This is a genomic window from Brevibacterium sp. LAARM2_SD2 (assembly GCF_057364785.1).
The window spans coordinates 52,084-68,995 of the sequence record NZ_JBNFOM010000007.1; the positions used below are offsets into that span (position 1 = coordinate 52,084).

Genomic DNA, 16,912 nt, shown 5'->3' on the forward strand with positions numbered 1-16,912 from the left:
GCGTCAGTCCGCGACGGCCACCTGACCGCGCATGAGCACGCGCGCGGTGCGGTAGAGCGAGGTGGCGGTGACCTCTCCGGTGGTCGTATCGCGCACCGCCGAGGCGGTGACGACCCCGGAGGGAGTGCCGAGCCGCACCTCCGGCCCGGAGCGCGGGTGCGCGCTGCGGGTGAGTATCCGGTGGGGAATCGTGTCGGGGACGAGCGCGGCCGCGGCCAGGCACATCGCCGCGGTGCCCGGCACCGCCTTGTGGGCCTGCCCCATGGAGATGACGCGCACGGGAAGGTCGGCGTCGGCGGCGGGGAGCCGCGTGCCGTCGAGGAGACGCGTGTCGGCCTGCGCGTTGACGACGGCGACCTTGGGCACGACCTGCGGCGCGGTCTCCGGGCTCGGGCACAGTCCCATCCGCACCGCGGCGGCGCGGCGCAGTTCCTCGATGAGCCCCAGCGCCCGGGAGTCGGCGTCGATCTGCTCGGGCAGCTCGGTGCCCGTGAGCCCCACCGCTGTGCAGGGAACGATGACGAGCGGCAGCGTCGCATCGATGAGGGTGGCGTCGATGAGGAACCCGCCGGCGGTCAGGGAATCCGAGGTGTTTCCCGTCGGCAGGAGCGCACCGGTGCGGCTGCGGCCGGATCGGGGTAGATGAGTTCGATGGGGGCGGCCTTCCCGCTCACCCCGGTGAGGACGAAGTCCCCGTCGACGGCGGCCTGACCGTCCTCGACGGTGAGGCCGACGTCGACGAGCTGGCCCGTGTTGACGTTGAACAGGCGGAAGACATGCCACCCGTCACCGGCGCTGATGAGCCCGGTGAGCAGAGCGAACGGGACGACCCCGGAGGAGAGATTGCCGCAGTTGCCCGAGTAGTCGACGGCCGCCTCGGCGATCTCCACCTGCGCGAACGTGTAGTCGAGGTCGACGCCGTCGCGGTCGGAGGCGGAGACGACCATGACCTTCGACAGGGAGGAGATGCCCCCGCCCATCCCGTCGAGCTGCCGACCGAAGGCATCGGGCGAGCCCATCGCCGAGGTGAAGATCCGGTCCCAGGCCGTCCGCTCCTCGCCGTCGCCGACCGGTGGCAGGTCCGCGGCACGGAAGAAGAGGCCCTTGCTCGTGCCTCCGCGGACGAAGGCGGCGTCGATCCAGCGTGTCATGCCCTCAGAGTAGCGTTCCTCGCATCGACCACCGCCGGCACGATCGCCATCGCGAGGAAGCCGAGGACGGCGACGAAGGCGAAGAGGTAGAAGCCCCAGGGGTAGGCGATGCCGGCGGCGACGAGGGTGCCGGTGATGAACGGTCCGACGATCGCGCCGATCCGGCCGACCGCCGAGGCCATGCCGAGCGCCGTGCCGCGCGCGGTCGCCGGGTAGATCGCGGAGACGAACGCGTAGATGAGGACCTGGGCGGAGAAGACGAAGACGCCGGTGATGAAGACGGCGAGGTTGAGCAGCAGCTGGCTCGTCATCGGGATGCTGAGGATCGCGAGGAAGACCGCGGCGAGGACGAACCAGAGGAGCACGACGGGTTTCGTCCCGTGCCGGTCGGCGAGCCACCCGGCGACGACGAGGCCGACGACGGCACCGAGGTTGAGGACGAAGAGCATGACGAGGGAGTCGGAGACCTCGTATCCGGCATCGGCCATGAGCTGCGGCAGCCACGTGTTGAGACCGTAGACGAGGAGGAGTCCCATGAAGCTCGCGGCCCACACGCCGATCGTCACGAGCGCGAACCGGCCGGTGAAGAGACCGCGCATCCCCGTCTTCGGCGCCGCCGCGGCCTCCGTGCTCTGCTCCGAGCGGGCGGCGAGGAACGCCGTCGATTCCGGCAGCTTCCACCACAGCAGCGGCACCATGGCGAGCCCCGCGACGCCACCGGCGATGAAGAGCAGATGCCAGTTGTGCGAGTAGAAGACCGCGAGCAGCGAGATCGCCACGGCGCCGGCATGGTAGCCGGTCATCGTCAGCGTCGTCGCCTTGCCGGTCTTGCCCGAGCGGTTGTGCTCGCTGATGTAGGCAAGACAGCTGGGCATGACCGCACCGAGCGCGAGACCGGCGATGAACCGGAACACCGTGAACAGCGCGACGTTCGGAGCGAAGGCGACGAGCAGGGTGAAGACGGAGAAGATGATCACGCACGCGATGATCGTCACCCGCCGCCCCACGCGGTCGACGATCGGCCCGACGACGGCCGCCCCGAGGCCGACGCCGACGAGGCTCATCGTCGCCACGAGCGTCGCCGCCTCGGGGGTGAAGCCGAGCGCCCGGGTGGCGAGCAGCTGCGGGATGACCGCCCCGAGGACGACGAGGTCGAAGCCCTCGAGGGCGACGGCGAGCCAGCAGAGGACGGCCGGCCAGCGGGTGTCCGCGGGAGTGGGGCGGGATGGTGCGGTGGGCGATGCGGACAACGCTGTCTCCGGTCTTGTGAAGGTGTCGGTGGTCAGAAGGGGTACGGTGCGATCTGCGAGCGCATCGTGATCCACTGGACCTCGGTGAAGGACTCGATGTTGGCCTCGGCGCCGCCGATGCGGGAGCCGTTGCCCGAGTCCTTCGTGCCGCCGAAGGGGACGTCCCCTTCATCGGCGATGGTCTGCTCGTTGATGTGGATCTTGCCCGAGTCGATGTGATCGGCGAGATCGATCGCGGTGCCGAGGTCGCCGAGGATGCTCACCGACAGCCCGTACTCGCTGTCGTTGACGAGGTCCGCGGCCTCCTCGAGCGTGGAGAACCGTCCCACGGGGGCGACGGGACCGAAGATCTCCTGCGTCCACGCGGGGTTCGTCGGCGAGAGGTCGGCGAGCACCGTCGCCGGGACGAACGGGCCTTCGCCGACGCCGCCGGTGACGAGGCGGGCGCCGTCGGCCTGAGCCTTCTCGATGATGTCGCGCACGTGCGTCTGCTGCTTCTCGTCGATGATCGGCCCCAGGGCGACCTCCTCGGTGCTCGGGTCGCCGACGGGCAGCTTCGCGGCGTGCTCGGCCAGTGCTGCGACGTAGTCGTCGTAGATGCTGTCGTGGACGAGGTGACGGCCGGTGGTCATGCAGATCTGACCCTGGTGGAACCACGATCCGAAGGCGCCCGCCGAGGCGGCTGCCTCGAGATCGGCGCCGGGGAGGACGATGAGGGCGTTGTTGCCGCCGAGCTCGAGGTGGCAGCGCTTGAGGAGGCGACCGGCGTTCTCGCCGACGATCCGTCCCGCCGCGGTCGACCCGGTGAACGAGATGACCGAGACCTCGGGGGCCGCGACGAGGGCTTCGCCGACGTCACCGCCGCCGGGCAGGACCTGGAGGACGCCCTCGGGCAGCCCCGCCTCGGCGAAGATCTTCGCCAGGGTGACGCCTCCGGACACCGCGGTGCGCGGATCCGGCTTGAGGATCACGGCATTGCCGAGGGCAAGCGCCGGGGCGACGGAGCGGATGGAGAGGATGAGCGGGAAGTTGAACGGGGCGATGACGGTGACCACGCCCGCGGGCACGCGGCGGGAGAACGACCAGTGGGGTTCGTCCGAGGGCAGGACCTGCCCCTTCGGGTGGGTCGGCAGCGCTGCGGAGTCGTAGCAGGTGGCCGCCGCATAGTCGGTCTCGAAGGTGGCCTTCGCCGCGATCGCACCGGATTCGCGCATGATCCACGTGTTGATCTCCGCGGCGTGCTGGGCCCACAGCTCACCGGCGCGGCGCATCACCGCCGCCCGTTCCGTCGGTTTGGTCTTCGCCCAGTCGCGCTGCGCGGCGGCCGCCCGTCGTGCCGCCTCGAGGGCATCGTCGGACGAGGCCATGCCGATCCGGGCGAGGGTCTCACCGGTGGCGGGTTCGACGACGGGGATCGGGTCGCGACCGTCGACCCAGTCGCCGGTGAAGATCCGGCCGTTCCAGTCGGTGCCGAGGAAGGTCTCAGTGCTCATTGCGGTGTCTCCTTGGGGTTGTGGTGGGGGTGTCAAGGGGTGGTCTTCTCGGTGTCGATCTCGATGAGGGTGGGCCGGCCGGCACCGTGGGCTTCGGTGAGGAGCTCGGCGAGATGGGCGGTCGAGTCCGCGTGGACGGCGGTCATGCCGTAGCCCCGGGCGATCGAGACGAAGTCGACGTCGCCGAGGTCGAGCCCGGGCACCGTGCCCGCGTCGAGCATGTCCGCGAACCACACGAGCGCCCCGTACGTGGAGTTGCGGAGGACGACGATGGTCACGGGGATGCCCTCCTCGACGGCGGTGCGCAGGGCGGCGATCGAGTAGTGGGCGGAGCCGTCGCCGATGATCGCGACGACGGGTCGGCGAGCATCGGCGAGCGCGACGCCCATCGAAGCGGGCAGACCCCACCCGAGACCGCCGGAGGCGGGGAAGAAGTACGACCCGGACTCGCGGAGGTCCATCTGCGCCCAGAACGCGGAGTTCGTCGACGTCGATTCGACGACGTAGCGGGAGTCGACCGGCATCGTCTCCCGCAGGGTCGCGAAGACCTCCTCGGGGTGGAGGGTGCCCGGTGTCGCCGAGGCGGTCGCGGGCTCGATCTCCGGCTCCCACGTCCGCGGGGTGCCGGGGGCGGGGGCGGCCTCGGCGAGCGCGACGAGAGCGGCGACGGGGTCGGTGACGAGCGCATCGCCGAAGGGGGCGCGCTCGGCGGCGTCCGGGTCGTCGCCGATCTGGACGAGATGCGTCGTCTCCGGCAGGTACTCTCCCGGCTGCCATTGGTGGTAGCGGAAGACGGGGGCGCCGATGACGAGGGCGAGGTCGTGGGCGCCGAGGATCTCCCCGATCGGGCCGATCGCCGCCGGCAGCACTCCGCGGAAGAGCGGATGCTGGTTGGGGAAGGGCATGCGCGGCAGGGACGGGGCGGCCCATACGGGAAGGTCGTGCGCCTCGGCGAGGGCGATCGCGGCCGCCCACGCCTCCGGGGTGTCGACGTCGGGGCCGAGGACGAGGACCGCGGCCTCGGCTGCGCCCAGCCGGTCGCGGAGGTCGGCGATGACGGCCGGGTCGGGGGCCGAACCGGGGGTCACGGTGCGCGAGAGCTGGCCGACGACGCTCTCTTCGACCTCGGCGTCCCAGTCGTCGTAGGGCACGGAGAGGTAGACGGGACCGCGCTGGGAGGCGAGCACGGATTCGGAGAACGCGCGGGGCACATCGGCGGCCGCGAGCGGTTCGAGGGAGCGGTGGACGAGGGGTCTGGCGAGCATCGTGGCGTCGACGTTGGCGAGCATGACCTCGGGGCCGACCATGCTGCGCACCTGCTGGCCTGCGGTGACGACGAGCTTGGAGCGGGAGATCGCGGCGTTCGTCAGGGCGCCGAGGCCGTTGCCCGACCCCGAGGCGGCGTGGAGGTTGACGAGCGTGGGACGGTCGGTGACCTGGGAGTAGCCGTCGGCCATGGCGACGACGGCGGCCTCCTGGAGCCCGAGGATGTAGCGGGCGCTGAGGTCTTTGAGGAACGGCAGCTCATTCGATCCGGGATTGCCGAAGAGGACGGTCATACCGTGGAATGCCATGAGGTCGTGGACTGCCTGCCGGACCGTGAATGCTGCCATGGACGATGCTCTCCTTCGAGACGGACGGTGGGGACGCCCCGCCGATAATCGCCACGCTAGTGAGCGGCGACACGTCTGGCTACGGTTATTCCATTCATTGGGACGCACAGGTTCGCGCGGCTACGATGCTGGTATGGCGAACTCACCTTCGGGCGACTCGATGATCGATCGGCTCGTTCGCGTCCTCGGGGCCTTCGACCCCGACCACCCGAGCCTGACCACCGAAGAGCTCGCCGGCCGCGCCCAGCTGCCGAAGTCGACGGCGTACCGCCTCATCAACGACATGATGTCCCACGACCTCCTGCAGCGGGATCCGAGCGGGCGGGTGCGGATCGGGGTGGGGATGTGGGAGCTGTCGAACCGCGCCTCCGACGCCGTCGAGCTCGCGTCCCTGGCGCGGCCGCACATGATCGCCGTCCACGACTTCGTCGGGGAGAACACGCAGCTGGGCATCCTCCGGGAGCGGGAGGTCCTCTTCATCGAGCGGATGTCGAAGCCCATGGCCGTCATCAACCGCTCGCGCACAGCCGGTCGACTGCCCGCGCACGCCTCCTCGTGCGGACTCGTCCTCCTCGCGCATGCGCCCCGGCACGTGCGCGAGGCGTATCTGCGGGGTGCGCTCACGGCGTTCACGGAGCGCACGACGACGGATCCGACGGTGCTGCGGCGGATGCTCCAGACGATCCGGACCTATCACTGCGCCGAACTCGTCGGTCACATCGACGACGGCACGACGGGTGTGGCCGTGCCCGTCTTCGACGGCAGCGGGCTGACGATCGCGGGCCTCGGCGTCGTCGTCGACTCCGAGCGCAACGTCGGGATGCCGGCGATCATGCAGGCGCTGCGGGCCGCCTCGGCGGGGATCACTCAGGACCTCATCAGCCAGGGCCGGTCGGTCACGGACTAGCTCATGCTCGCGCGGCGTAGCGGGCGCGGCGCTTCTCGGCCTCGACCTCGCGATCCTTCGGCGGTGCGGTCGTCACGAGGGAGTCGAGGAGGTGTTGCGTGATGTGGGCGATCTCCTCGACGGCGGCGTCGAAGGCCTCGGCATTGGCCTTCGAGGGCTTCGTCGTCCCCGCGATCTTGCGCACATACTGGAGGGCTGCGGCGTGAACCTCGTCGCTCGTGGCCGCGGGCTCGAAATTGTGGAGGGTTCGGATGTTCCGGCACATGGCTCAACGGTACGCCGCCGACCGCCGCGGACGATAGGTCCGGCCGCAGCTGCGGGCGTTCGCCGCATCGATCGCGACGAGCTCCCAGTCGATGCGACGGCCGCCGGGGACGTCGAAGATCCGCGTGCCGTCGCCGAGGAAGACCGGGGCGACGAAGACCTGAAGCTCATCGATGAGATCGGCCTCGAGCGCCTGCCGGGCGATGTCGGCGCTGATGATCTGGATGTCGCCGTCCCCGGCGAGGGCCTGGGCGCGGTCGATCGCCTCGGTGATCGAGCAGTCGAGCGCGATGACGGAATCGTCGCCGGCCAGCTCCGCGGGGCGGTGGGTGAGGATGATCTCGGTGCCCGACCATGCTCCGCCGTACGGTTCGGCCGTCAACTCGTCGCGGCTGTCGGCCTGCGCCTTTGCCGCATCGTAGCCCCGCCTGCCGGAGATGATGACGGCGACCTCGGAGGCCATGCTCTCGGTGGTGCCCTCGGCGAACTCGGCCGTCGAGAGCCACGACATGTCGTGTCCGGGACCGGCGATGAACCCGTCGAGCGAGCATGCCACTGTTCCCATCACTCCCCCCTTGAGTGCTTGCAGAATGCAATTGCTTGGTGTGCTCAGTCAACCACACATCCGGCGCCGGGAGAACCCCCGACGTAGACTGAGCCTGACCACCGCCGAGGTGGTTCCGAACCCCAGGAGAATCGATGGTCGTCCCCGGCGAGCCCGCCGAGCCGCTCACCCCCGCCCAGGCGGAGAAGGTCCAGCGGCTGCGCACGGACTTCTCGCGCCTGCTCATGCATCACCGGTTCGCGATCGACGAGGTGCTCACGAAGGTCTCGATCCTCCGCGAGGAGTTCCTCACCCTGCATCGCTACAACCCGATCGAGCACATCAGCTCGCGGGTGAAGACCCCGCGCAGCCTGCTCGAGAAGATCACCCGGCGCGGTCTGCCGCTCGACATCGACGTCATCCGCACGGCGATCACCGACATCGCCGGCATCCGCATCACGTGCAGCTTCATCGCCGACACCTACCGGGTGCTCGAGACCCTGACCTCGCAGAACGACATCCGGGTCATCGAGATCAAGGACTACATCGCCCATCCGAAGCCCAACGGCTACAAGAGCCTCCACGCGATCCTGGAGATCCCGATCTTCCTCTCCGACGGTCCGGTGCCGATCATCTGCGAGGTCCAGGTGAGGACGATCGCGATGGACTTCTGGGCGAGCCTCGAGCACAAGATCCACTACAAGTACGCAGGCGACGTACCCGACCGCCTCGTCGCCGAACTCACCCGCGCCGCCGCCGTCGCCGGTGAGCTCGACCTCAAGATGGAGCAGCTCCACAACGAGGTCCGCGACGCCGATGCCACCGACCACGGCAACGACCTCGACGCCGAGCTCCTCCGCCTGCTGTGGAACCTCAGCCGCGACGAGGAGTGAGGTCAGAACCGGGCGGAGAATCCGCCGTCGGTGCTGATGAGCTGCCCGGAGACCCAGCGACCGGCAGGTGAGAGCAGGAACGCGACGATGCCGGCGATGTCGGCCGGCGTGCCGAGGCGACCGAGCGGCTGGGCCGGGAGCAGAGCGGCCCGCAAGTCCTCGTCCATCCACCCGGTGTCGATGGGGCCGGGGTTGACGACGTTCGCCGAGATTCCCCGCGGTCCCAGTTCTCTCGCTGCGGAGATGACGATGCGGTCGAGCGCCCCCTTCGACGCCCCGTAGGGCAGGTTGCCGGTGACGTGGTCGCTCGTGAACGCGACGACCGCTCCGCCGTCAGGGCCGATCTGCCGGGCGAAGGCGGCGATGAGGAGGAGGCTCGCCCGGGCGTTGACGGCGACATGTCGGTCGAAGCTCTCCGCCGTCGTGTCGAGGATGCCCGATTCGACGCCGTGGGCATGGCTGAGGACGAGGGCGTCGAGGGTGCCGTGCTCGGCGGTCACCGCCGCGATGAGCGCCTCGGGACCCGTCGGCGTCGACAGGTCGCAGGGCTGGTCGGTGCCGTCGAGGTCGCTGGTGACGACGTCCCAGCCGTCGGCTTCGAGTCGCGGCACGATGCCGGCGGCGATGCTGTCGGGTCGGGCGGCACCGGTGATGAGCGCAAGGGGCATGGTTCGAGGGTAGTGCCTACTCCCGGTGGGCGACGATGTTGAAGACGTTGCCGTCGGGTGCCCGGACGAAGAAGCGCCGCACGCCCCACTCCTCGTCGGTGAGCGGGTGGACGATGTCGAACCCGCGATCGACCGCCTCGGCGTAGGCGGCGTCGACGTCGTCGACCTTGATCGAGACGGCCGCGTCGACCGGTGCGGTCGCGTCCGCGGTGACGACCTGGAGGTGCGCGCCCGTCTCGGGCGAGGTGAACCGGGCGACCCAGCCGAGGTTGAACTCCTCGGTCGCCAGCCCGAGGTAGGACGTGTAGAAGTCGCGCGCGGCGGCGATGTCGGCGACCGGCAGATCGGCGATGATGCTGTGGACTCTCATGGCTCCCCTTTCACCACTGATCGTGGTCGAAGACCTGGCAGAAGACGCTCGTCATCGCGTCGCTGAAGAGGACGAACTGGACCTCGGTGATCGTCTCCCAGCGCCCGCGGGCCCGCCCGTCGACGATGACGGCATGCGCCGCCTCGGCGACATCCCGCGGCGACCAGCCGTAGACCCCGCCGCCGATCGCCGGGAACGCCACCGAGGCGGCCCCGACCTCCTCGGCGACGTTGAGGCTCGATTCGAACGCCGACTCGAGGACCTCCGGGTCGGCCTCCCCGGCGTTCCGGTTCGGGCCGACGGTGTGGATGACCCACCGCGCCGGCAGCTCCCCCGCCTCGGTGGCCACGGCCTGGCCTGGGGGAAGACCGCGCGGCAGACTCGTCCGCCGCAGCTCCCTCGTCGCCTCGAGGAGAGCGGGTCCCGCCGCGCGGTGGATCGCCCCGTCGACGCCGCCTCCGCCGAGGAGACTCGAGTTCGCGGCGTTGACGATCGCGTCGACGCGCACCTCGGTGATATCGCCTTCGAGTACCGTGATCTTCATGGAGCGAGTCTAGTCAGGACGGTGGCGAATGTGCAGGCTTCTCGGATTCATCTCGCCGACCCCGGTGAGCGCGGCCGGACTGATCGGCCGCGCCCAGTGCCGGCAGTGGCAGGACCTCGGCCGACTCCACGACGACGGGTGGGGCACGGCGTGGATCGATCCGGCCACCGAGGCGCTCGACCGGTTCCGCACGCCCCACGAAGGCACGAACGACCCCCGTCTCACCGCGGCGCTCGACGATGCGGCGGCGCGCGGGCGGATCGTCCACCTGCGGATGGCGACGACGGGGATGGCCGACCTCGTCGAGAACACGCACCCGTTCCTCGCCGACGGCGTCGCGCTCGCACACAACGGGTCGATCCACCCGGTCGAGCAGCTGCGGGCGCAGGTCACCGAAGCCGAGATCGCGCGCATCGGCGGCACGACGGATTCGGCCCTCCTCTTCGCCCTCATCCTCCGGCGGGTCGATACCGGCGCCCCGCTCCTCGAGGCCGTCGTCGAGACGGTGCGCGAGATCCGCGCGGAGTTCGACCACCCGGGCATCAACCTGCTCGTCCTCACCCGGACCGGGCTCATCGTCGTCCATGCCACGCTCGGCACCGAGGTGCCCTATGCGAGCTTCGACACCAGTCAGACCGGCGGTCGGCTCCCGCTCGACCACCGCAGCCACTACTACCGGATGAGCTGGCAGCGCTTCGCGGACGGGGCGACGATCGTCACGAGCTCGGGACTCAGCCACACCGGGTGGAGCCGGATCGAGCAGAACACCGCGATGCGCCTGACCGTCGCCGACGGCGCGGAGACGATCGTGCGGCTGTGACCTACGCCTTCTGGACGGTGATCGTCCACGAGGCGTCGCCGGTCCGATCGAAGTGCGTGACCGGGTAGCCGTTCTCCGCCGCCCACTGGGGAATCGCCTCGGTGGCCTGGGTGCAGTCGAAGTTGATGACGAGTTCGTCACCGACGCTCAAGCCGCTGATCGCGTCCTTGGCCTCGACGAGGGGGAAGGGGCAGACGAGCCCGTTGGTCTCGAGGATCTGTTTCATGCTGTCCCGCTTCCTGCGGGTACCGGGGTGCTCGCTGCGCTGCGTGGTCTGATGGTGGCCTTCGCGGCGATGACGGCGCCGACGATCATGAAGAACGTCGCGACCCAGCCCTGGTATTCGAACTGTGCGGTCGAGACCATGGCGTTGCCGACGGTGCAGCCGCCGGCGATCGCCGCGCCGATGCCCATCCCGACGCCGCCGGCGATCGCCTTGAGCAGCGTCTCACGGTCGGGCACGCGGATCCGGAACTCCCCGGAGGCCTTCGCGGCGATGAACGAGCCGACGAGGATGCCGATGACGAGCATGACTCCCCAGTCGACGAGGGTGACGTCCCCGGTCGCGAAGTAGGTGACGAGGTTCGCCGAGGGGGTCGTGATGCCGAGCCCGGATTTGCGTCCCGTCGCCGCCGACAGCGGCCAGGCGAGGGTGGCGATGACGCCGATGATCGCGGCCGTGGCGAACGGGTTCCACCGCTTCTCGAAGAGGAGGTGGGCCAGTCCGGTCCGCCGCGGGGGAAGCGTGGCCACCGGGGTGGTGAGCTTGCGGTTGTGGCGGATCGTCAGCCACACGGCGACGCCGGAGAGTGCGATCGCGAAGACCCACGGGCTCAGCCCGGTCGTCGCACTCAGGGTGCCGTCGGGGACGGTGATCGACCGCAGCCCTTCGGTGAGTCCCGCGGCCGGCCCGGTCTTCATGATCGCGGCGGTCAGGGCGAAGAAGATCAGCGCCATCCAACTGCCGACGAGTCCTTCGCCGACCCGGTAGTACGTGCCCGTGGCGCAGCCCCCGGCAAGGATCATCGAGGCCCCGAAGATCAGTCCGCCGAGGATGGAGGCCAGCCATGGGAACGCCGACTGCTCGAGGGTGATGATCCCGAGCGAGCTGAAGGAGGCGAGGCCGATCGCATGGACGGCGATGACGACGATGAGCGCGGAGAACCACCGGGTGTTGCCGGTGAGCGTGAGATCGCGGAAGGCGCCGGTGACGCAGAAGCGTCCGCGCTGCAGGACGAATCCGAGCAGCAGCCCGACGACGAGACCGGTGATGATCATGGATGGCCTTCCTGCCGATGTGCACCGGGGACCGTCCTGCGATGACGGGGCCCAGGTGTTGAGCATTGCAGTGCAGAACAGGCGATCCCAACCCGAGCGAGTTCGGCAAACACTAGCCCGCACCGCCCACTATTGTTGAGCAATCACTCTCGCCGCGTCAATGCCGCGTCATGTGTCGTCACCCACGGACGCCGTTGAATGAGAAAGTTGTCGCGCCGGTTTCGTGGTGCGGAGCACACTGAGGTGAACCCTGACAGGCAAGGAGGCCTCAGTGCCAGATCTCCACACCGATGTCGCGATCGTCGGCGCAGGACCCGCGGGCCTCATGCTCGCCCATCTCCTGCACGTCGCCGGCATCGATTCCGTCGTCGTCGACAATCGCAGCCATGACGACATCGCGACGACCCATCGCGCCGGCATCCTCGAGGCAGCCTCGGTGCGGATGCTCGAGACCCCGGGCATCGACTCCCGCGTCCACACCGCAGGCCATCGCCACGACGGCATCGACATCCGCGTCGACGGGGTCAGCCACCCTCTCGACTTCCCGGACCTCGTCGGCGAATCCGTGTGGCTCTACCCGCAGAACGAGATCTACGTCGACCTCGCCGCCGCCCGCGCCCGCACCGGACGACCGACGTTCCACGCGGTGACCGACACCCGCCTCGACGCCGTCGAATCGCAGTCCCCGCAGGTGCGCGCCGTCACCGACGACGGTGAGCCGCTCACCGTCACCGCCCGGTACGTCGTCGGCGCCGACGGCTCCCGCGGCCCCTCCCGGGCATCGATCCCCGAGACCACGCGCAGGCGGTTCTTCCACGAGTACCCGTTCGCATGGTTCGGGATCCTCTGTGAGGCGCCGCCGAGCCACGAGGTCCTCATCTACTCCCGCTCCGCACGCGGCTTCGCCCTGATCTCCCAGCGCAGCGACACCGTCCAGCGGATGTACTTCCAGGCCCCACCCGACACCGAGGTCGCCGACTGGTCCGACGACCGCATCTGGACCGAACTCCAGGCCCGCGTCGAGGGCCCCGACGGCTTCGCGCTCCGGACCGGTCCGATCATCGACAAGACGGTTCTGCCGTTCCGCTCGGCCGTGACCGAGCCGATGCAGCACGGCTCCCTCTTCCTCGCCGGCGACAGCGCCCACACCGTCCCCCCGACCGGGGCGAAGGGCCTCAACCTCGCCTTCGCCGACGTCGCGGTGCTCGCCCCCGCCCTCGTGCGCGCCCTGCAGGACTCCGACGCCGAGGCGCTCGCCCGGTACTCGGCGACCGCGACGAAGCGCGTCTGGAAGGCCCAGAACTTCTCGTACCAGATGACGAGGATGCTCCACACCGACCCCACCGCGGATCCCTTCGAAGCCCGCCGCAGCCTCGGCGAGCTCGATTCGATCCTCACCTCCGACCACGGCCGCCGGTACCTGGCCGAGTGCTACACCGGCTGGCCGCACACCACCACCATCCCCTGAAGAAGAGAGGTCAGACCATGAGCGCACAGAAGCTCTCCGGTCCCGACGACGCCGCCGAATCGCAGGCGACGCTGAGCGCGGAGATCAACGAGATCGGCCGCGAGTACGAAGACGCCGTGGCAGCCGGCGCCCCGGTCGAGACGCAGCCGCGACTCGACTACCCGCCCTACCGGTCCTCGCTGCTGCGGCACCCGACGAAGGATCCCCGCCACACCGACCCGGAGACGATCGAGCTGTACTCCCCGGCGTTCGGCCACCGGGACATCGGCACCCTCGAATCGGATCTGACGATCCAGGCCGGCGGGGAGCCGATCGGCGAGCGCATCCGCGTCACCGGCCGGGTCCTCGACGGCAACGGCCGGCCGGTCGCCGGTCAGCTCGTCGAGATCTGGCAGGCGAACTCCGCCGGCCGCTACATCCACAAACGCGACCAGCACCCGGCCCCCATCGACCCGAACTTCACCGGGGTCGGGCGCACCCTGACGGGACCGGACGGATCGTACTCGTTCACGACGATCAAACCCGGTCCCTACCCGTGGAAGAACCACCACAATGCGTGGCGGCCGGCCCACATCCACTTCTCGCTCTTCGGCACCGAGTTCACGCAGCGGATGGTCACGCAGATGTACTTCCCCGGTGACCCGCTCTTCGCCCTCGACCCGATCTTCCAGTCGATCACCGACGAGAAGGCGCGCGAGCGCCTCGTGGCCACCTACGACCACGACATCACCGAACACGAATTCCTCATGGGCTACTCGTGGGACATCGTCCTCACGGGAGCCGAGCGGACCTGGATGGAAGAGGACGACGATGCCTGAGACCGAGTACACCGCCACCCCCGGCCAGACCGTGGGACCCTTCTACGGCTACGCCCTGCCCTACCCGGGCGACAGCGCGCTCGTCCCGCCGGCAGCGGCCAACGCCGTGCAGCTGGCCGGAGTCGTCTACGACGGCGCGGGGGTGCCCGTGCCCGATGCGATCCTCGAGATCTGGCAGCCGGACGAGACCGGCACGGTCTCCCGGGCGACGGGGTCGCTGCGCCGTGACGGCTTCACGTTCACCGGGTTCGGGCGCGCCGCCTGCGACCCCGAGGGCCGGTTCAGCTTCTCGACCGTCGTCCCCGGCCCCACCGAGGCGGGCAAGGCCGCCTTCATCAGCGTCGTCGTCTTCGCCCGCGGCCTGCTCAACCGGCTCTTCACCCGGGTCTACATCCCCGGTGACGCCGAGGCGCTGGCCGCCGATCCGCTGCTGTCCTCCCTCGACCCGGCCGAGCGGGAGCGTCTCATCGCGACCCGGGAGGCTGACGGGACGCTGCGTTTCGACATACGGTTGCAGGGAGAGGACGAGACCCCGTTCCTCCGGTTCCCCGGCCACACCGACTGAGATGGCCGTCGACCGAGACTGAGACGACACCGACTGAGACGACAGAGGAGACTGCATGAGCCGCACCCGGCTGCTCTTCGCCCCCGGCGATCTTCGCGGCGCCGACAGCGTCGACGATGCGGCGCTCGTCGGGGCGATCGGCGAGGTTGAGAGCGCGTGGGTGACCGCGCAGGCGGCGGCCGGTCTCGTCTCCGCGGAGACGCGGACCGCGGTCACCGGGGCCGTCGATGCCGTGACGTGGGACCTCCAGGCCGATGCGGAGGCGCTGGCAGGCCTGGCCGCCGACGCCGAATCCGGCGGCAATCCCGTCATCCCGTTCCTCACCCGGGTGCGCGCCCGCCTCACTCCCGAGGCGGGCCGTGCCCTCCACCGGGGGCTGACGAGCCAGGATGTCATGGACTCCGCGCTCGGCCTCCTCGTCACCCGCACGATCGCCGAGACCCGGGCGCGTCTCGACGTCATCACCGAGGCGCTCCGCTCCCTCTCCGAGGCCCATGCCGACACCCTGTGCCTGGCCCGCACCCTCACCCAGCCGGCGCTGCCGACGACGTTCGGTCTGCGGGTTGCGACGTGGGCGGCGGAGGTCGCCGAGGTCGCCGCTCTCACGCCCCGCAGCGACGCCGTCCAGGTCGGCGGGCCGCCGGCACGCGCGCGGCGATCCGGGAGTTCGCCGGGGACCGCACCGAGGCGCTGCTGCGGGAGTTCGAGGTCCAGCTGCGCGGACCCGACGCCGCCCTCTCCCCCACCCCCGTTCCCTGGCACACCGACCGGGTCCGCGTCCTGACCTGGGCGACCCATTTCACCCAGTGCGTGGGTGTGGGCTCCTCGATCGCGCGCAACGTCCTCATCGGCACCCGCCCCGAGGTCGGGGAACTCGCCCTCGCCGCGACCGGCGGCTCCTCGGCGATGCCGCAGAAGACCAACCCGACCGTCGCCGTCCTCCTCCACCGCAACGGCATGCGCGCCCCGGGCCTGCTCGCCACGGTCGCGACGACCGGCGCCGCGGCCGTCGAGGAGCGCTCCGACGGCGCCTGGCATGCCGAATGGCCGGCCCTGTCCGCGCTCATGGTCCTCGCCCTGTCCTCCCTGGCCCTCCTCGAGGAGATGGCCACCGGACTGAGCGCCCGCCCCGAGGCGATGCGCCGCAACCTCGACGCCGCCGGTCCCGGCATCTACGGCGAGAAGCTCACGATCGTCTTCGGCGACCGCCTGTCGAAGGACGCGATCACGGAGATCCTCTCCGGTTCCGGCGACCCCGCCGAGCGCCTCGGCGCCGCCCTCTCCGCGACCCCCGGGCCGGTCCCCGACCCCGCGGAGCTGGAGGGATTCTTCGCACCGTCGTCCTACCTCGGCGAGGCCGAGGGCATCCGGGAGACGATCATCCGCACGACCGACCCGACCACCCCCTGACGAAAGCGACCACCGTGGAACTCACCGCCTCAGTCCTCACGACCCCGACCGCCCCCGTTGCCCGGGTCGTCATCGCCCTGCCCTCGCTCGGCACCTCGGTGGGCGCGCTGTGGCAGCAGGCGGCGAGCGCCCTGGCCGACATCGCCCCCGACACCGCGGTCATCGGCATCGACCTGCCCGGTCACGGTCGCTCCCCCGCCCTCGACGTGGGGGCCGGAGCGTCGCGCTCGGAGGTTCCCCGGGTCTCGATGGCCGATCTCGCCGAGGCGGTGCTCACGACAGTCGACCGTGTCCTTCCCGATGTCGTCGGCGACTCGGAGGTGGCCGTGTCGCTGGCCGGGGACTCGATCGGCGGTGCCATCGCCCTCCAGCTCGCCCTCGATCATCCGGAGCGGTTCGAACGGGCGGCGGTGTTCTGCACCGGGGCGAAGATCGGCGAAGCCCCGGGCTGGGAGGAGCGCGCGGAGACCGTCGCGATCTCCGGAACCCCGACGCAGGTCATCGGATCGGCCGAACGGTGGTTCGGCCCCGGATTCATGGAACGCGAACCCGAGGCCTCGGCGGCACTCCTCCATTCCCTCCAGGATGCCGACCGCTTCTCCTACGCCGCGCTCTGCTACACGCTCGCCGACTTCGACATCCGGGGGCGCCTGTCCGAGATCGGCCTGCCGCTGCTCGCCGTCGCCGGTGAGCACGACACTCCGACCCCGCCGACGAAGCTCGCCGAGATCGCCAATGCCGTCCCCGGTGCGCTCCTCGAGATCATCGAGGGAGCCGCCCACCTCGTCCCGATCGAGGCGCCCGTCGTCACCGCGGGACTCCTCTCCGACTTCCTCGCCGCCGCGGCACGAGCGGG

General features: G+C 70.2%; 18 protein-coding genes and 2 pseudogenes. 9 read left to right on the top strand and 11 right to left on the bottom strand.

The annotated features are described in order from the left end of the window. Positions 1–3 precede the first annotated feature (3 nt). From AC2W7K_RS06200 to mdlC, 4 genes and pseudogenes are all read right to left on the bottom strand, one after another. Positions 4–1,151: pseudogene (locus AC2W7K_RS06200) on the bottom strand (PrpF domain-containing protein). Then, complete coding sequence (locus tag AC2W7K_RS06205) at positions 1,148–2,401, bottom strand: MFS transporter (RefSeq protein ID WP_486005893.1); 1,254 nt, start codon at positions 2,399–2,401, stop codon at positions 1,148–1,150. Before AC2W7K_RS06205 ends, AC2W7K_RS06200 begins: the two are co-directional and overlap by 4 nt. Positions 2,402–2,433: 32 nt before the next feature. Next, positions 2,434–3,894, bottom strand: coding sequence for a benzaldehyde dehydrogenase (locus AC2W7K_RS06210; RefSeq protein WP_486005894.1), 1,461 nt, complete (start codon positions 3,892–3,894; stop codon positions 2,434–2,436). Positions 3,895–3,926: 32 nt separating this feature from the next. Next, entirely contained in the window at positions 3,927–5,507 is a 1,581-nt protein-coding gene (gene mdlC / locus AC2W7K_RS06215) for a benzoylformate decarboxylase (protein ID WP_344251427.1), read from the bottom strand. 133 nt (positions 5,508–5,640) lie between these two features. On the opposite strand from mdlC, the gene AC2W7K_RS06220 reads away from it, so the two are divergent. Next, positions 5,641–6,414 carry an IclR family transcriptional regulator gene (locus AC2W7K_RS06220; protein WP_137825165.1) on the top strand — a complete coding sequence of 258 codons (774 nt, stop codon included), beginning with the start codon at positions 5,641–5,643 and terminating at the stop codon, positions 6,412–6,414. A gap of 1 nt (position 6,415) precedes the next feature. On the opposite strand, the gene AC2W7K_RS06225 is transcribed toward AC2W7K_RS06220, so the two are convergent. After that, the gene (locus AC2W7K_RS06225) at positions 6,416–6,679 is read right to left on the bottom strand and encodes a DUF2277 domain-containing protein (protein ID WP_344251428.1); all 264 of its coding nucleotides are present in this window, start codon (positions 6,677–6,679) and stop codon (positions 6,416–6,418) included. 3 nt (positions 6,680–6,682) lie between these two features. After that, on the bottom strand, positions 6,683–7,243 hold the full coding sequence (locus AC2W7K_RS06230; protein WP_344251429.1) for a dihydrofolate reductase family protein: 561 nt from the start codon (positions 7,241–7,243) through the stop codon (positions 6,683–6,685). Positions 7,244–7,377: 134 nt separating this feature from the next. Here AC2W7K_RS06230 and AC2W7K_RS06235 point away from each other — a divergent pair, with 134 nt between their 5' ends. Next, the gene (locus tag AC2W7K_RS06235; RefSeq protein WP_137825167.1) at positions 7,378–8,115 is read left to right on the top strand and encodes a GTP pyrophosphokinase; all 738 of its coding nucleotides are present in this window, start codon (positions 7,378–7,380) and stop codon (positions 8,113–8,115) included. A gap of 2 nt (positions 8,116–8,117) precedes the next feature. Here AC2W7K_RS06235 and AC2W7K_RS06240 read toward each other — a convergent pair whose 3' ends face one another. The 3 genes from AC2W7K_RS06240 to AC2W7K_RS06250 are packed head-to-tail and all read right to left on the bottom strand — an operon-like array spanning position 8,118 to position 9,697. Next, on the bottom strand, positions 8,118–8,783 hold the full coding sequence (locus tag AC2W7K_RS06240; RefSeq protein WP_344251430.1) for an SDR family oxidoreductase: 666 nt from the start codon (positions 8,781–8,783) through the stop codon (positions 8,118–8,120). A 16-nt stretch (positions 8,784–8,799) separates the two neighbouring features. After that, complete coding sequence (locus AC2W7K_RS06245; RefSeq protein ID WP_344251431.1) at positions 8,800–9,153, bottom strand: VOC family protein; 354 nt, start codon at positions 9,151–9,153, stop codon at positions 8,800–8,802. Between the two features lie 10 nt (positions 9,154–9,163). Beyond that, complete coding sequence (locus AC2W7K_RS06250) at positions 9,164–9,697, bottom strand: O-acetyl-ADP-ribose deacetylase (protein ID WP_344251432.1); 534 nt, start codon at positions 9,695–9,697, stop codon at positions 9,164–9,166. Between the two features lie 28 nt (positions 9,698–9,725). Between AC2W7K_RS06250 and AC2W7K_RS06255 the strand changes: the two genes are divergently transcribed. Beyond that, a complete protein-coding gene (locus tag AC2W7K_RS06255) occupies positions 9,726–10,517 on the top strand; it encodes a class II glutamine amidotransferase (protein ID WP_344251433.1) in 792 nt (263 codons plus the stop codon). A 1-nt stretch (position 10,518) separates the two neighbouring features. Here the strand turns inward: AC2W7K_RS06255 and AC2W7K_RS06260 are convergent, their stop codons facing one another. Together AC2W7K_RS06260 and AC2W7K_RS06265 are read right to left on the bottom strand one after the other, a co-directional pair. Then, entirely contained in the window at positions 10,519–10,743 is a 225-nt protein-coding gene (locus AC2W7K_RS06260) for a sulfurtransferase TusA family protein (RefSeq protein WP_211978126.1), read from the bottom strand. Next, complete coding sequence (locus AC2W7K_RS06265; protein WP_486005895.1) at positions 10,740–11,795, bottom strand: YeeE/YedE family protein; 1,056 nt, start codon at positions 11,793–11,795, stop codon at positions 10,740–10,742. The genes AC2W7K_RS06260 and AC2W7K_RS06265 overlap by 4 nt, the downstream gene beginning before the upstream one ends. A 271-nt stretch (positions 11,796–12,066) precedes the next feature. Here AC2W7K_RS06265 and AC2W7K_RS06270 point away from each other — a divergent pair, with 271 nt between their 5' ends. From AC2W7K_RS06270 to AC2W7K_RS06295, 6 genes and pseudogenes are all read left to right on the top strand, one after another. Further along, the gene (locus AC2W7K_RS06270; protein WP_344251435.1) at positions 12,067–13,263 is read left to right on the top strand and encodes a 4-hydroxybenzoate 3-monooxygenase; all 1,197 of its coding nucleotides are present in this window, start codon (positions 12,067–12,069) and stop codon (positions 13,261–13,263) included. A 17-nt stretch (positions 13,264–13,280) separates the two neighbouring features. Continuing rightward, positions 13,281–14,081, top strand: a complete 801-nt coding sequence (gene pcaH, locus AC2W7K_RS06275; protein WP_344251436.1) for a protocatechuate 3,4-dioxygenase subunit beta — start codon at positions 13,281–13,283, stop codon at positions 14,079–14,081. Next, on the top strand, positions 14,074–14,646 hold the full coding sequence (pcaG, locus tag AC2W7K_RS06280; protein ID WP_344251437.1) for a protocatechuate 3,4-dioxygenase subunit alpha: 573 nt from the start codon (positions 14,074–14,076) through the stop codon (positions 14,644–14,646). Before pcaH ends, pcaG begins: the two co-directional genes overlap by 8 nt. Positions 14,647–14,701: 55 nt before the next feature. Beyond that, on the top strand, positions 14,702–15,430 hold the full coding sequence (locus AC2W7K_RS06285; protein ID WP_486005896.1) for a lyase family protein: 729 nt from the start codon (positions 14,702–14,704) through the stop codon (positions 15,428–15,430). A gap of 26 nt (positions 15,431–15,456) precedes the next feature. After that, positions 15,457–16,056, top strand: a complete 600-nt coding sequence (locus AC2W7K_RS06290; protein ID WP_486005897.1) for a lyase family protein — start codon at positions 15,457–15,459, stop codon at positions 16,054–16,056. Positions 16,057–16,154: 98 nt separating this feature from the next. After that, a pseudogene (locus AC2W7K_RS06295) lies at positions 16,155–16,793 on the top strand (alpha/beta fold hydrolase); the annotation flags it as partial. Between the last annotated feature and the right edge of the window lie 119 nt (positions 16,794–16,912).